Annotated in this window: 15 protein-coding genes; 2 read left to right on the top strand and 13 right to left on the bottom strand. The window is 62.2% G+C overall.

Annotated elements, in window-relative coordinates; translation table 11 throughout:
* Window positions 1-620: 620 nt before the first annotated feature.
* The 11 genes from Q0T48_RS13470 to Q0T48_RS13420 form a co-directional block, all read right to left on the bottom strand.
* Window positions 621-1,526 (bottom strand): acyltransferase domain-containing protein, encoded by a 906-nt coding sequence (locus Q0T48_RS13470; protein ID WP_295957129.1) that lies wholly within the window; start codon window positions 1,524-1,526, stop codon window positions 621-623.
* Window positions 1,523-2,401: a triphosphoribosyl-dephospho-CoA synthase gene (locus Q0T48_RS13465; RefSeq protein ID WP_295957128.1), complete on the bottom strand. Its 879-nt coding sequence runs from the start codon at window positions 2,399-2,401 to the stop codon at window positions 1,523-1,525. The genes Q0T48_RS13470 and Q0T48_RS13465 overlap by 4 nt, the downstream gene beginning before the upstream one ends.
* Window positions 2,398-3,078, bottom strand: coding sequence for a malonate decarboxylase holo-[acyl-carrier-protein] synthase (gene mdcG, locus Q0T48_RS13460; protein WP_295957127.1), 681 nt, complete (start codon window positions 3,076-3,078; stop codon window positions 2,398-2,400). Before mdcG ends, Q0T48_RS13465 begins: the two co-directional genes overlap by 4 nt.
* The gene (locus tag Q0T48_RS13455) at window positions 3,075-3,776 is read right to left on the bottom strand and encodes a biotin-independent malonate decarboxylase subunit gamma (RefSeq protein ID WP_295957126.1); all 702 of its coding nucleotides are present in this window, start codon (window positions 3,774-3,776) and stop codon (window positions 3,075-3,077) included. The genes mdcG and Q0T48_RS13455 overlap by 4 nt, the downstream gene beginning before the upstream one ends.
* Window positions 3,773-4,645, bottom strand: coding sequence for a biotin-independent malonate decarboxylase subunit beta (locus Q0T48_RS13450; RefSeq protein ID WP_295957125.1), 873 nt, complete (start codon window positions 4,643-4,645; stop codon window positions 3,773-3,775). Before Q0T48_RS13450 ends, Q0T48_RS13455 begins: the two co-directional genes overlap by 4 nt.
* Window positions 4,642-4,983 carry a malonate decarboxylase acyl carrier protein gene (gene mdcC / locus Q0T48_RS13445; RefSeq protein ID WP_295957124.1) on the bottom strand — a complete coding sequence of 114 codons (342 nt, stop codon included), beginning with the start codon at window positions 4,981-4,983 and terminating at the stop codon, window positions 4,642-4,644. The genes Q0T48_RS13450 and mdcC overlap by 4 nt, the downstream gene beginning before the upstream one ends.
* A gap of 13 nt (window positions 4,984-4,996) precedes the next feature.
* Entirely contained in the window at window positions 4,997-6,676 is a 1,680-nt protein-coding gene (gene mdcA / locus Q0T48_RS13440; protein WP_295957123.1) for a malonate decarboxylase subunit alpha, read from the bottom strand.
* A 10-nt stretch (window positions 6,677-6,686) separates the two neighbouring features.
* Entirely contained in the window at window positions 6,687-7,451 is a 765-nt protein-coding gene (madM, locus tag Q0T48_RS13435; RefSeq protein WP_295957122.1) for a malonate transporter subunit MadM, read from the bottom strand.
* A gap of 5 nt (window positions 7,452-7,456) precedes the next feature.
* Complete coding sequence (gene madL, locus Q0T48_RS13430) at window positions 7,457-7,870, bottom strand: malonate transporter subunit MadL (RefSeq protein WP_295957121.1); 414 nt, start codon at window positions 7,868-7,870, stop codon at window positions 7,457-7,459.
* A gap of 179 nt (window positions 7,871-8,049) precedes the next feature.
* Window positions 8,050-8,964, bottom strand: a complete 915-nt coding sequence (locus Q0T48_RS13425) for a LysR family transcriptional regulator (protein WP_295957120.1) — start codon at window positions 8,962-8,964, stop codon at window positions 8,050-8,052.
* 2 nt (window positions 8,965-8,966) lie between these two features.
* Entirely contained in the window at window positions 8,967-10,019 is a 1,053-nt protein-coding gene (locus Q0T48_RS13420; RefSeq protein WP_295957119.1) for a CDP-6-deoxy-delta-3,4-glucoseen reductase, read from the bottom strand.
* Between the two features lie 187 nt (window positions 10,020-10,206).
* Between Q0T48_RS13420 and Q0T48_RS13415 the strand changes: the two genes are divergently transcribed.
* A complete protein-coding gene (locus Q0T48_RS13415) occupies window positions 10,207-11,130 on the top strand; it encodes an SDR family oxidoreductase (RefSeq protein ID WP_295957118.1) in 924 nt (307 codons plus the stop codon).
* A 196-nt stretch (window positions 11,131-11,326) separates the two neighbouring features.
* On the opposite strand, the gene Q0T48_RS13410 is transcribed toward Q0T48_RS13415, so the two are convergent.
* On the bottom strand, window positions 11,327-11,596 hold the full coding sequence (locus Q0T48_RS13410) for a helix-hairpin-helix domain-containing protein (protein ID WP_295957206.1): 270 nt from the start codon (window positions 11,594-11,596) through the stop codon (window positions 11,327-11,329).
* Window positions 11,597-11,716: 120 nt separating this feature from the next.
* On the opposite strand from Q0T48_RS13410, the gene Q0T48_RS13405 reads away from it, so the two are divergent.
* Window positions 11,717-12,724, top strand: a complete 1,008-nt coding sequence (locus Q0T48_RS13405) for an NAD-dependent epimerase (RefSeq protein WP_295957117.1) — start codon at window positions 11,717-11,719, stop codon at window positions 12,722-12,724.
* Window positions 12,725-12,755: 31 nt separating this feature from the next.
* Here Q0T48_RS13405 and Q0T48_RS13400 read toward each other — a convergent pair whose 3' ends face one another.
* Window positions 12,756-13,205, bottom strand: coding sequence for a low molecular weight protein-tyrosine-phosphatase (locus Q0T48_RS13400; RefSeq protein WP_295957205.1), 450 nt, complete (start codon window positions 13,203-13,205; stop codon window positions 12,756-12,758).

Raw genomic sequence — 13,205 nt, 5'->3', positions numbered from 1 at the left:
TGCTTATACAGCTTTTCAATGTAGCTCAAATTCTAGATGCGTAACCATCAAAAATTTCACAAATATTGCACATATACGTGTAGAGTTTTGACGGTTAGCAGGCATAGGTTTGGAAATTTTTTGGCGTTAGCAAGGCAGTTGTTAATGAACTTTAATCACATTAAAAATTAATCCAACTACTTTGTAGCAACTTACATATTCTGAAATATAAGTACGCCATGAAGCCCGATGGCTCTGAAATTTAACATCCTCTAAGGTACCTCTATTCGGGTTGATACCGGGACCAGTAACTTCGCGTTTACAAGGAGCAATGCTGCACAGCTTTGCCTAAGAGAATCCGGTTGCGACCATACCGGTGGCCACAACCATCATTAAGCCAATAATGTCGCTCGCCAAGCACGTCCACAACAAAGCGATCCAACAAGCGTGGGTCGGGAAAACCGCGAATCGCCATATGAAGGTGGTGCGCAGTCCTACTCGCACAAGGTTGCTTACGATGTGTAATACGGCCAGATGCAAATAACCCGCCGTGGTGACACTGTGGGCTTTTTTTACGTTGTTGTTGAACAGCCTCCATCGACTGGATCGCTTTGTGCCAAGAGCAAGCCGACTCGAACCGTTCAGAGTTGGCTGTGGACCCACGCCACTACGGCGGCATCGCTGCGGAAATCGTCGCAGGCGCGGGCCGGAATGTCCGGGTAGCGTTGGTTCCAGATGCGGGCCAAGGCCTGCCCTGGGCCAACCTCCAGCACGCAACCCACGCCGCGTGCGGCCAGGTTGTCCATGCACTCGTCCCAGCGCACGGTCTGGGCGATTTGCGCGGCCAGCGCGGCTTTGGCCTGCGTGGCATCCAGAACGCGGTCGACCGCGTTGCTGAACAGTACGCTGCGCGGCCGCTGCAGTGGCAAGGCTGCCAGGGTCTGGGCAAAGCTGTTTGCCGCAGCCTGCATCCAGAGCGTGTGCGAGGCAACGTGGACCTTGAGGCGGGTGCAGTGCGCGTTCTGTTGCAAGGCCTGGCTTTCGGCCCGTGCCAGCGCGGCATGCGGGCCGCCAATGACGGCGCTGTCCACCCCGTTGCGGATGGCCACGGCCACGCCGGTCTGGTGGCAGAGCTGGTCGAGCACAGGCATGGTCAGGCCGCTAACGGCCAGCAGCCCTCCTGGTGTATCGGCGGCACAGCGGTCCATGGCCTCGGCCCGGTCGCGGGCCAGATCCAGCGCCGTGGCGGCATCGAACACCCCGGCGGCGCTGAAAGCGGCCAACTCGCCCACGCTGTAACCGGCAATGGCAGTCGGCGGCGGCAGGTCTGCGGCGAGTTGCTGCCAGGCCGCCAGCCCCAGCCCGGTCAGCAGGCATTGCGCGTGGCGGTTGCTGGCGGCCCACCCGGCATCTTCCAGAGCATTGCGCCAGTCCTCCACGCCCAGCCGCGCACAGGTCAGCCGCACCAGGGCACTGTCGGGGGCCAGCCAGGGCAGCATGGCGGGGTGCTGCATGCCTTGGCCGCTGAAGACCAGCGCGAAGCTCATGGCGCAGAGGCGCAGAGCTGGACCATCCAGCAGGCGGCGGCCAGGGTATCGGCAGAGCCACCGGGCGACAGGTTGCGGGCTTTGAAATCCACGCCCATGGCCTGGGCGGCCTCCATGCCCCCAGGGCGGGCGGCCCCACCTGCGGCCAGAAAACTGCGGGCCGACTGCCGGGCGTGGTGCAGGCCCGCCAGTCCGCCCCGGTGGGCCAGGTTGCTGTCGTCCAGCACCGCCATAACGTGGAAAAGGGTGTCCAGGCGCGCCTGCATAGGTGACAGGCCCCGTGCCAGCCCCGCGGCCAGGGCCGGTACCGCCGTTTCGAACAACACCGGAAACGCCAGCGCCGCCTCTTGCGAGGCACTGCGCAAACCGTGTTTTTGCGCGGCGATGCCCCCGGGTAGCGTGGGCGTTCGCGAAGCCCGCGCCGCCAGCGCGCCACCCCAGTGGTGCCGCAAGGCCAGGCGCAGCCGCGCAGGGGTGGGCGCTGCGCCGCTGGCAGACGCAGCCCCCGCCGCTGCACACAGCAGGCCCAGCATGAAGATCGCCCCCCGGTGCGTGTTGATGCCGCCGGTGGCCGCCAGCATGTGGGCTTCGGCCTGGATGCCGCAGCGCTCCAGCGCCGCAAAATCGGCGTTCTGCTGGCCCAGCTCGGAGATGGCCACGAAGTAGCCGCGCAGGGCGAACAGGCTGCGCATAAAGGTCTGCGCGTCCATGTCGCGGTGGCTGCCGTTGTCGGTCAGGGTGACCAGGCCGGGCTTGGGGGACAGGGCCAGCTCGTGGTACAGCGCCCGCGTCGCCGCCCGGCCTATCGCTTGGGGGGCGGGTGACAAGGAAACCTGAGGCCAGACCTGCGCTGGCTGCAGTGCGGCGGCCATCATGCAATGGCCTCCGCCACCGACGGAGCACTCTGCCAGAAGGGCGCGCGTTCCAGCGTAGCACCGCACAGGCGCTTGACCAGTACGGCGCTGCTGCGGCCCGCCCGCCAGGCGGCCCATTCGCGCCAGGCCACGGCGGCACCGTCGCCAAACACCAGCTCGCCGTCCAGGCGCACGCGCGGCACAGCACAGTCCTGCAGCAAGGCGGCGACCGCATCGGCCTGGCTGGGGTGGGATACGGCGATGCACAGGTCGATATCGGAATCGCCATGCACATGGTCCAGCCCGGTCAGCCGCTGCCAGCCGTAGCTGCCGTAGACCCGCGCTGCGGCCTGGCAGGCGCTGAGCTGTTCACACAGCCCGCGCCAGGCGGTGCGTGCCGGTAGCGGCAGCAGGCACTGCACCTCACCGGCACGTGGAAATGCGTCGAAATACAGCACCGCACTGCGCGGCACGGCCAATGCGATGCGCCGCTTGTCCCAGCGCACTGGGGCGGGCAGGCCCAGGGCGATGGTGTGCGGCATTTCACTGACGGTCTGGCGCGTGACCACCAGCGGCAGGCGCTGGCGGGCCCAGTGCTGCAGGCAGTCCTGTGCGGTGGCATCCCAGGCTTGGGCCAGCACCTGCTGCCAGCCGGCATCAGAAAGCCAGGCGATCTGGTGGCGGTGCAAAGGGGTCATGCGGCATCCAGCACCCGTTGCACCACGGCAGCCGACATCTTGCGGCCACCGCGTGCAGCACCGTCAATGGCGCGCCGGTCTTGGGTGGGCGCATGTGCCAGCGCCTCGCGCAGGGCAGCAGGCAAATCGCCTTGCCAAAGGGCCTGCACGCCGCCCATGGCCACATAGTTGCCCACGCCGGGGGCGAATACCGGGTTGGACTGCGACAGCGCGGTCAGCATCTCCTCGGGCAGCTTGGTGACACGGGCCATGGCGGGGATGCGCATGACGCGGATCTCGGCCTCGGGCATTGCGTAGCAGGCATCGGCAATCAGGCCCGAGGTGATGAAACCACCCGACAGCGCCTGGTCGTACACCAGCCCCAGCACCCGGTGCCCGCTGCGCCGAGCCAAGTCGATGGCCATGCCCAGATGCGCCATAGCGCGGTTGATGCCCAGCAGCTCATCACGGCGGCGCAACTGCTGGCCCTGGGTGTCGATCAGTAGCAGGATGGGGCGGCCCGGGTGCCGGGCGATGGTGTCCAGCACCACCCGGGCCTGGGCCAATGTCAATTGGACGCCGATGGGCGCGTGGTTTGTGGTGCCCAGCACCGCCAGCAGCTGCCCGTCGAAGGTGACGGTGCCTTGCAGAAAGTCGCGCTCGGCGGTGATGCCATGGGCGGGACCGAAGAGTTGGGTGGCCAGGGTGTTCCAGTTCATACGTTGACTCCCAAGGTATTGAGTTCGGCCACATCCATGTCCGGCACGCGGGCCGCGTCGGCAATACCCAGGCGCTGCCACAGGGCGGTGGCTTCGTCGCCGCCGCTGGCCAGGGGCCGCAGGCGGGCTGCCAACAATGCATGCTCGGCTTCCAAGGCGGCTAGGCTCACTGGTTGGGCGGCTTGCAGTGCCGCAATGGCAGCGCGGCGGAAAGCCGCTACGTCGTCTTCCACCAGCGCATCGCAATCGCCGGTGAGCCAGCGGTGCTTGCCGCCCGTGGTGCGCCAGACCAGCGCGCGGTCGCGCGAGTCGAACTCATCCACGCCGTGGCTGGCTTCAATCACTTCCGGGCCGGACATGGCCAGGCGGCCCACGTCGCTCATCACAATGTGGTCGGCGCAGCGCGCCACGATGCCCATGCCGCCAAAGCAGCCGTTGGCACCACCGATCAGGAAGATGACCGGGATACCCGCGGCCCGTACATCCAGCACGGCACGCATCACTTCCGACACGGCAATGAGCCCGGCATTGGCTTCGTGCAGGCGCACACCGCCGGATTCGGCCAGCACCAGCACGGCCTGTGGCCGGTCGCGTAGCGCGCGCTGCAGCAGGCCCACCAGCTTGGCACCATGCACCTCGCCCACGCCACCGCCCATGAACTCGCCTTCTTGTGCGGCCACAAAGATGGGATGGCCGTCCAGGGTGGCGCGGCCAATCGCCACGCCGTCGTCAAAGGCCGAGGGCACGCCGAGCTGGGCCAGGTGCGGGCTGGTGATGCGTTCTGCGGGGGGCAGCCACTCGTGGAAACTGCCACGGTCCAGCACCTGGGCCAGGCGCTCGCGGGCTGTGCATTCGACATAGCTAATCATGTGGAGGCCCCTGGAGTTGCTGGGAGTTCGGCCACGGCCTGGTCTAGGCGCAGGCTGACGACGGCGGGCGTGGCCCCCATGTCGTGGATGGAAATACGCACCCCGGTGATCGGGTGGCGGGTGTGGAAGTCGTCCACCACCGCCTGCCAGATCGGGGCAAAGCCGCGTGCCGAGGTTTCAATGCGGACGGCACAGGGCCCGTCCGTGGCCGCTTCCAGCAGCACCTCCAGGTTGCCGGAGCCGACGACACCCACCAGGATGGGCGCAAAGCGGCCCGCGGGTTGGCCAGCGGGGTATGCAAAGTCCAGGGTTTCAAGCCCTGCGGGAATATCGCTCATGGTGGTCTTCCTCCTACCAGTTTCTGAAACGTTTGGGCGGTTGGTACAGCCCGCCGGAGGCGCGCACTAGGTCGCGCATGCTGCGTGCGGCCAACAGGTTGCGCGTAGCATCCCGCGGGTCGATACCCAGGTCTTGCGCGCGGCGGATGATGCCGCGGTCGCGCAGGTTTTCGACCGCGCGTTTGTCGCGCGCCAGGCCGACCGCCGTGTAACCGGCCACGCCACGGATGGCCTGCTCGCGCTCGGCATCGCTGCGGCACAGCAGCAGGTTGGCAATGCCTTCTTCGGTCAAGATGTGGGTCACGTCGTCGCCATAGACCATGATGGGCGGTAAATCCATGTTGGCTTGTTCTTGCAACGTCCAGGCATCCAGCCGGTCCACAAATGCGGGCTGCATATGCTCGCGGAAGGTTTCCACCATTTGCACCACCAGCTTTTGCCCCCGCGGCGTGCCTGCTGCGCCACTGCGGCCAGCGCGGGCCTCGCGCCCGGCTTTCAGCCAGGCCGGGCTGGCGTGGCGGCGGCCACGGGCATCGGCCCCCATATTGGGTGCGCCACCAAATCCGGCGATACGCCCCAGAGTGGCGGTGGAACTGTTGCCGTCCAGGTCGATCTGCAGGGTGGAGCCGATGAACAGGTCGCAGGCGTAGTGGCCCGCCGCCTGGCTGAAGGCGCGGTTGCTGCGCAGGCTGCCGTCCGGGCCGGTAAAGAACACGTCGGAGCGGGCGCGGATGTAGTCCTCCATACCCAACTCGGAGCCGAAGGAGTGGATGGATTCGACCCAGCCCGCCTCGATGGCCGGGATCAGCGCCGGGTGCGGGTTCAGCGCCCAGTGCTTGGCGATTTTGCCCTTCAGCCCCAGCGATTCGGCGTAGGTGGGCAGCAACAGCTCGATGGCGGCGGTGTCGAAGCCAATGCCGTGGTTCAGCCGCTGGACCCCGTATTCGGCGTAGATGCCCTTGATCGCCATCATTGCCATCAGCACCTGGATTTCGCTGATCTGTGCCGGGTCGCGGGTGAAAAGGGGTTCGATCAGGTTGGGGCGCGGCGCTTTCACTACAAAGCTGATCCAGCCTGCGGGAATGTCGATGCGCGGCAGCGTGGTATTGCCGTCCACCAGCTCGTTGACCTGGGCGATGACAATTCCGCCCGAGAAGGCCGTGGCCTCGACGATGGCCGGGGTGTCCTCGGTGTTGGGCCCGGTATAGAGGTTGCCCTCGGCATCGGCCGCATGCGCCGCCACTAGCGCCACCTTGGGGGTCAGGTCCACAAAATAGCGGGCGAATAGCTCCAGGTAGGTGTGGATGGCTCCGATCTGGATGCGGCCAGTGGACACCAGCCGGGCCAGTCGCGCGCCTTGCGGGCCGGAGAAACTGAAGTCCAGTTTGCTGGCCACGCCGTTCTCAAAAATATCCAGGTGCTCCGGCAGTGCCAGCACGGATTGCACCATGTGCAGCCCATGGATTTTTTGCGGATCAACCTGCACCAGGGCCTGGGCCAAAAAGTCGGCCTGCTTCTGGTTGTTGCCCTCCAGGCAGATACGGTCGCCGGGTTCGATCACGGCTTCCAGCAGCGCACCGATGGACTCGGTGGCCACATGCTTGCCGCGCAGCTGCGGGCCCAGCGCCTGGGCGGCCCGTGCCAGCCGGGCGGCGCGGTTGTCGGCCTTGGTATTCCAGTTCAAACGGTCCATGGCGTGATCCTCAACCCACCAGAGCTTTGGTGGCAAAAAACAGCACCGACGGGCCCATCAGGCAGCCCAGGCCGGTGTGGAAAGTAGCGACCAGCGCGCCGTAGGGCACCAGCTTGCGGTCGGTGGCGGCCAGCCCGGCGGAAACCCCGCTCACGGTGCCTGCCAGTCCACCAAATACCATGGCCGAACGGGGAGTCTTCAGCCGCAGAAAACGCGCGGCCACCGGGGTGCCGACCATCACCAGAATCGCCTTGATCAGGCCGGTGGCAATACTCAGCGCCATCACGTCGGGGCTGGCACCAATGGCTGCACCGGTGACCGGGCCGACGATGTAGGTGACGGCACCCGCGCCGATGGTGGTCATGCTGACGGCATCGGTATAGCCAAAGCTCCAGGCGATGCTGGCCCCGACGATGAACGGCAGCACCGTGCCCAGTACCAGGGCCACGACCCCGATCAGACCGGCCTTGCGGGCTTCGGTAGCCTGCACTTCGAAGGCGGTGGCAACGATGGCGAAGTCGCGCAGCATGGCCCCGCCCATCAGGCCGATACCACCAAACAGCGACATATCGGCCAGGCCTTTGTGCCCGCCGGTTTGGGTGCCGCCCCAGTAGGCCAGCACCAGCCCGATGACGATGGCGATGGCCGAGCCATGCACCCGCCCAAAGGTCAGCTTGCGCGACAGGAAGTTGGACAGCAAAACCACTAGGCCGACGATGGCGAAGGCGGTAACGAGGCCGTTGCTGGCGGCGGCTTTTTGCAGAATTTCGAGCATGGTGTTTACTTTGCGTGGGGGGTGGGTACTGCCGTTGGCAGCGCGGCTGCATCGGCTTCTTCAGAGGGCTTTTCCATGCGGTTGATCAGGGAGATGACCACGGCGCACAAGCCCACCGCCACCAGCGCCGACAACAGCGCCAAATGCCCACCGCGCAGGGCCGACACCACATCCTGCTGGGCCGCCATGGCCACCACCACGGGGATGTACATGGCACCCCAGTACCCCACACCCACCTCGGTGAGCTTGGGCAGGATGTTTTTCTTCTGCATATAGAGGCGTGCAAAAATCAGCAGCAACATGGCGATGCCCACTCCACCCACATTGGTTTTGACCCCCATGGCCTGCCCCAGCAGGTCGCCTAAAAAAATACCGAGCAAGTGGCAGGCTGCCAGCAGTGCGGTGCCGTAAATGATCATGTCTGTCTCCTGGTTATGGCGCATGTCAGCGCTATTTTTGGGAGGTCTTGCCGGGTGCCGGAACACAGCAGGACCTCTTGGACTGGAATGTACCGAGCCCTCCACGACAGAACAATTAACGGGAAGCGCGGATGTTTACGCCCAGCGAAACAATCGGGGGTTAACCCTTTGGACCGTGTTCAGGCCAGACTGGCTTGGGACAGGCGGCAGACTGACAGCAAGGTCAAAAGATTGGGGTCGCGCTCGCGCGTGCGCAGAAAGTTCAGGCCAATGGTCTGGCGCATGGCGTATTTGGCTTGCAGTGGAATCAGCTGCACCTTGTGCTGGAACACATCGCGCACCCGGCCCGGCAGCAGCGTGCAGCCCAGGCCACCGCTGACCAGGTTCATCAGCGAAAAAATATCACCGGTCTGCATCACCACATTGGGCGTGAATTCGGCGATACGAAAGGCTTCCTGGAAGCCCTTGTAGGTGGCAAAGCCCTCGGTCAGGCTGACAAAGCGCTCGTCGGCGCAACTGCCCAGGTCCACCGCCGCCATCTCGGCGTAGCACGAGCCGACCGGCGCAGCAAAGTAGATGTCATCCTCGAACAGCGGTAGCGACTCGATGTCGGGCGCATCGTCGGGAATGGCCATCAGCGCCGCATCGATCACGCCCTGGGCCAGCTTGTGCAGCAGCACGGCGTTCGAGCCCAGCACCAGCTCGGGCTGCAGCTCGGGCTTGCGGACCTTCAGGGCAATCAGCAGCGTCGGCACGGTCTTGATGGTCAGCGAATACAGCGAGCCAATGCGGATCTGGTCGGAGGCATAGCCCGCCGCCTCGCGGGTGGAGCGCACGCCCTCGGCCATCAGGTGCAGCACGTCTTTGGCCGCTTCGGCCAGCACCTGCGCAGCCTGGGTCGGGATCAGGTTGCGGCCTTCGTGGCGGAACAGCGCGCAGCGCAAGCCTTCTTCCAGCGCATGCAAGGCCCGGTGCACGCTGACCGTGCTGGTGTCCAGCACCTCGGCGGTGCGCGTCAGATTACCTTCCTGCATGAAAGCCAGAAAAATCTCCAGCCTGCGGAAAGTGATGTCGTCTCCGACGCGCGTGGTCATGGTCAGGCGGCGGCTTTGTCGGCCTCGCTGGTGAACGCATCCGCGAAGAAGGCCTCCGGCGGCAGTCCGGCCTGGGCGATGTACGCAGCCTGGGCCGAATCGACCACGATGGGGGCACCGCAGGCATAGACCTCATAGCCAGACAGATCCGGCAGGTCTTGCAGCACCGCCTGGTGGACAAACCCGGTGCGGCCCGTCCAGCCGTCTTCGGGCAAGGCGTTGGAAATGACCGGAACAAAGCGTAAATGGGGCATCACCGCCAACTGGGCTTGCACCCAGTCGCTCAAATACAGGTCGCCGGGGCGGCGACCACCCCAGTACAGCGTGGCCGGGCGGGTGATGGCCTTGTGATGCATGTGCTCGAGGATGGCCTTGATGGGCGCAAAACCGGTGCCGGAGGCCAGCAGCACGATGGGCTTGTCGGAATCTTCGCGCAGGTAGAAGCTGCCATAGGGGCCTTCGATGCGCTGGATTTCCTTTTCCTTCATCGTACCGAATACATGGTCGGTGAACTTGCCACCAGGCATGTGGCGGATGTGCAGCTCGACTGCCGGGCCGGTGTGCGGTGCGTTCGCCATGCTGTAAGAGCGCCGGGCACCATCGCGCAGGATGAACTCGATGTACTGGCCAGGGTGGTAGCGCAGCGTGTCGTTGGCGGGCAGTTGCAGTTTGAGGACCATCACATCGCCGGAGACCTTCTCCAAAGTGGTCACACGGGACGGCATTTTCTTGACCGGGAAGGCGCTTTCATCTGTAACCTGGCGTGACTCCAGCACCACGTCGGTCAGCGGCATGGCGCAGCAAGTCAACACCAGACCGGCGGCTTCTTCCTCTTCGCTCAAGGCCTTGCTCTGGTGCGGGCCGTGGAACACCATACCTTCGAGCTTTTTGCATTTGCAGGAGCCGCAGGCGCCGTCCTTGCAGCCATAAGGCAGGCCAATGCCCTGGCGGATACCTGCGGCCAGGATGGATTCGTCGGCGGTGGCGGCAAAGCTGCGGCCGCTGGGCTGCACGGTGATGCTGAAGGCTTGCGGGGTGGGGACGGGATGGGTCATGGGGTTCGGTATCCTTCAGTATTCAGCGCATATTTTTGTCAATACCACCTACAGCGATACAGACAGCGGTTTTCAGAGCAGGAACCCGTGGAACCGGCTTTGCCGGGCCACTGGGTTCGCACCCTGCAAGGGGGTTAGCGAAAACACGAAGTATGTAGCCTGGGGGTGTTTTTAATTCCTTTCGATTTTGCCTTCAAACCAATCCCCTCTCGGCGCGCTGCCTGCGCGCTTCCGCCGCGAACGCGTGCTCATCGTCGGCTGCGGCGATGTCGGCCAACGTGCCGCAGCCTGCTTGCCGGGCGCGGTGCGCGTGCTGGCACTTACCTCCAGCTCCGAACGCCGCCCGGCTTTGCGGGCCCAAGGTATCACACCCCTGTGCGGTAACCTGGACGATGCGCGCACCGTGCTGCGCCTGTCTGGCTTGGCCACCCGCGTGTTGCATTTAGCCCCACCACCCAACGAAGGCAGTAGCGACCCGCGCACCCGCAGCCTACTGCGCGCGTTGCAACTGCGTGGAGCTCCCAGAGCCTTGGTGTATGGGTCCACCAGCGGTGTTTATGGCGACTGCCAGGGTGCACTAGTGAATGAAACCCAAGCACTGGCGGCCACCACACCCCGAGCCCAACGCCGAGTGGATGCTGAAGCCTCGGTCCGCCTGATGGGTCGCCGCCCCAGTCGAGTGCGCACAAGTATTCTGCGCATTCCCGGCATCTACGCACCCAACCGCGAAGGTGGCACACCCGAAGCCCGGTTGCGCAAAGGTACACCAGTACTAGAGCGTGCCGACGACGTATTTACCAACCATATCCATGCAGACGACCTAGCCCGCGCCTGCGTAAATGCTCTTTGGCGCGGCCAGCCCCAGCGCATCTACAACATAAATGATGACAGCGCCATGCTGATGGGCGACTACTTCGACTTAGCCGCCGATCTATATGGCTTGCCACGCCCGCCGCGCGTCCCTCGTAATGCGGCGCAAGGTCAATTGTCGTTAATGCTGCTGAGCTTCATGTCCGAGTCGCGGCGTATGGACAACACACGAATGAAGCAGGAGCTGCGACTGCGGCTGCGATATCCGACGGTAGAGACGGGCTTGGTGTTGGGTACATAGATGTCTGAGGCCATACCGACGACCTGCCCGTATCACCATATTGCAATAGTCCGTAAGTCCAGCTGACGCTCGCTTACTCTGGTATGACTGAATTGCCAGTACGGTGTATTCATCACCAAATTTTTGCTACTCGTCAGCTTGAACCGCCCGTAACTGTGGGTATGCTGGGTTTGTGGTTTTAGGCATTGAATTTCGGTCAATTATGGTGGGATTGAGGAATTTCAGGGAATTCTTGGTCGTCTACAGTCAGGCCTTGGGCTGAAAACTTGGCAGCAGTTTTGTCTTTGACTCCTGGGACCCGTGCCATGAAATCAGTCCAATTTTTAAACTTGCCTTGTTCCCGTTCAAGCAGAATTTTGCGGGACATGCTGGGGCCAATGCCCCGAATCCCATCTAGCGCAGCTACATCTGCCCGATTAACATCTACCCCCGCCCACGCTGTGCCAACGCATAGCGCTACAGACATTGCCAGTATCTTCTGCAACATAGTGTGACCTCTCGTTTAGTGAGTCAAGCGCAAAGCACTGTCATGTACAACAAGCCAGTTAAGATCGACTATATATCGCAACAGACAAAGGATGGGGTCATGAAGATTTTGGTAACGGGGGCTGCGGGCTTCATTGGCATGACAGCATCAATAAAGCTGTTGGCGCGTGGCGACGAAGTGGTCGGGCTAGACAATCTGAACGACTACTATGACGTAAACCTGAAGCACAATCGCCTCAAGCGACTGACCTCTCATACGAATTTCCGGTTCGTACAACTAGATGTGGGTGACCGCACTGGTATGGCCACTTTATTTACAGAAGAGAAATTCGACCGAGTCATCCACCTTGCAGCCCAGGCAGGCGTGCGCTATTCACTGCAAAACCCGCATGCCTATGTGGACAGCAATTTGATTGGTTTTGTCAACGTATTGGAAGGCTGCCGCCATAGCAAAGTACAGCATTTGGTCTACGCATCCAGCTCTAGCGTGTACGGCGGCAATACCAAGATGCCGTTTTCAGAGCACGACAGTGTGGACCACCCTGTAAGCTTATACGCGGCCACAAAAAAGGCGAACGAGTTGATGGCCCATACATACAGCCATCTATACAACTTGCCCACCACGGGCTTGCGATTTTTTACGGTTTACGGTCCTTGGGGTCGTCCCGACATGGCTTTGTTCTTGTTCACAAAGGCCATCATGGATGGTCGCCCGATTGATGTGTACAACTACGGCAATATGCAACGAGACTTTACTTATGTTGATGACATTGTGGAAGGTGTCGTTCGCGTGTTGGACCGTGTCGCAGCTCCCAACCCAGCGTATGACTCAGCCCTCGCCGACCCGGCCACCAGCAATGCACCATACCGTGTGTTCAATATCGGCAACAACAACCCGGTACCTTTGCTCGATTTTGTAGCCTGTATTGAAGATGCCCTCGGCAAAAAAGCAGAAAAACGCTTGCTACCTCTGCAAGACGGCGATGTGCCCGCCACTTATGCAAATACCGATGCTTTGAAAGATTGGGTAGGTTTTGTGCCCGGCACAAGTATTCAGACAGGTATAGGCAACTTTGTTGCTTGGTATCGTGATTACTACCAAGTTTGAAGTGCCCACTAACGACGAGTGCGTCGTTGGGCTAGGCCAAAGTGCTGCGCAATAACCCCTGTACTCCAGTCTCGCATAAATCTAACACCCGTTCAAATCCTTCACTGTTTCCGTAATAAGGGTCGGGAACTTCGCCGCTGCCAACTCCCTTGCTTTCGGCGAGAAACATTTTTAATTTATGTTGTAACTCGGGTGGGCAAATACGCTGCAATTCACTGTAGTTTGTATTATCCATTGCCAAAATAAAATCAAACCGTTGAAAGTCTTTTTTCTCAATAGGCTTAGAACGCATTTTTTTTACCGCATAACCTCGTCGTTCCAATACTGCAACGGCACGGCTATCTATGCGCATCTTACTTTTGTTTGCATGGGTTCCTGCAGATTCGAAACGAAATTTCTGCGACAACCCGTTACGTTGCGCTATCTGAGTCGCCACTACTTCTGCCATCGGAGATCTGCAAACATTGGCTGTACAGACCAT

It is taken from the genome of Rhodoferax sp. (assembly GCF_025354435.1).
GTDB lineage: Bacteria > Pseudomonadota > Gammaproteobacteria > Burkholderiales > Burkholderiaceae_C > Rhodoferax_B.
This window is presented reverse-complemented; position numbering and strand designations above follow the sequence as displayed.

Excerpts from the sequence above, each read along its gene's own strand:
- Q0T48_RS13470 (WP_295957129.1), bottom strand. The coding sequence starts at position 1,526 with ATGAGCTTCGCGCTGGTCTTCAGCGGCCAAGGCATGCAGCACCCCGCC.
- Q0T48_RS13465 (WP_295957128.1), bottom strand. The coding sequence starts at position 2,401 with ATGATGGCCGCCGCACTGCAGCCAGCGCAGGTCTGGCCTCAGGTTTCC.
- mdcG (WP_295957127.1), bottom strand. The coding sequence starts at position 3,078 with ATGACCCCTTTGCACCGCCACCAGATCGCCTGGCTTTCTGATGCCGGC.
- Q0T48_RS13455 (WP_295957126.1), bottom strand. The coding sequence starts at position 3,776 with ATGAACTGGAACACCCTGGCCACCCAACTCTTCGGTCCCGCCCATGGC.
- Q0T48_RS13450 (WP_295957125.1), bottom strand. The coding sequence starts at position 4,645 with ATGATTAGCTATGTCGAATGCACAGCCCGCGAGCGCCTGGCCCAGGTG.
- mdcC (WP_295957124.1), bottom strand. The coding sequence starts at position 4,983 with ATGAGCGATATTCCCGCAGGGCTTGAAACCCTGGACTTTGCATACCCC.
- mdcA (WP_295957123.1), bottom strand. The coding sequence starts at position 6,676 with ATGGACCGTTTGAACTGGAATACCAAGGCCGACAACCGCGCCGCCCGG.
- madM (WP_295957122.1), bottom strand. The coding sequence starts at position 7,451 with ATGCTCGAAATTCTGCAAAAAGCCGCCGCCAGCAACGGCCTCGTTACC.
- madL (WP_295957121.1), bottom strand. The coding sequence starts at position 7,870 with ATGATCATTTACGGCACCGCACTGCTGGCAGCCTGCCACTTGCTCGGT.
- Q0T48_RS13425 (WP_295957120.1), bottom strand. The coding sequence starts at position 8,964 with ATGACCACGCGCGTCGGAGACGACATCACTTTCCGCAGGCTGGAGATT.
- Q0T48_RS13420 (WP_295957119.1), bottom strand. The coding sequence starts at position 10,019 with ATGACCCATCCCGTCCCCACCCCGCAAGCCTTCAGCATCACCGTGCAG.
- Q0T48_RS13410 (WP_295957206.1), bottom strand. The coding sequence starts at position 11,596 with ATGTCTGTAGCGCTATGCGTTGGCACAGCGTGGGCGGGGGTAGATGTT.
- Q0T48_RS13405 (WP_295957117.1), top strand. The coding sequence starts at position 11,717 with ATGAAGATTTTGGTAACGGGGGCTGCGGGCTTCATTGGCATGACAGCA.
- Q0T48_RS13400 (WP_295957205.1), bottom strand. The coding sequence starts at position 13,205 with ATGGTCTGTACAGCCAATGTTTGCAGATCTCCGATGGCAGAAGTAGTG.